Genomic DNA, 382 nt, shown 5'->3' on the forward strand with positions numbered 1-382 from the left:
CGTTGGTGCGGCCGCGTTACCAACGCGTCTTATGGCGGGGTTGCTGTATTTGCAGCACTTGCATAATTTGTCTGATGAGATGGCGCTAGAGCAATGGCTTGAATCGCCTTATTACCAACACTTTTGTGGCGAAACCTTTTTCCAACACGACTTCCCGTGCCATCCAACCAGTCTTGTTAAATGGCGAAAACGATTAGGAGAAGAAGGCTGTGAATGGCTGCTTACCCAGACGATACAAGCAGGACTAAAGCTAAAAGTCATCAAACCTGCAAGCCTAAAACGTGTCGTAGTAGACACCACGGTACAAGAAAAAAACATCACCTTCCCAACGGATGCCAAACTCTACAACAAGGCTCGACAGCAGCTAACTCAGGTAGCCAAA

The 382-nt window shown here is 47.6% G+C and carries 1 protein-coding gene; it reads left to right on the top strand.

Annotated elements, in window-relative coordinates; all coding sequences use genetic code 11:
- Positions 1-382: transposase (locus I8J31_RS20780; RefSeq protein ID WP_199470496.1), on the top strand; the 382-nt coding region annotated here is incomplete at both ends.

The organism is Marinomonas transparens, assembly GCF_016463975.1.
GTDB lineage: Bacteria > Pseudomonadota > Gammaproteobacteria > Pseudomonadales > Marinomonadaceae > Marinomonas > Marinomonas transparens.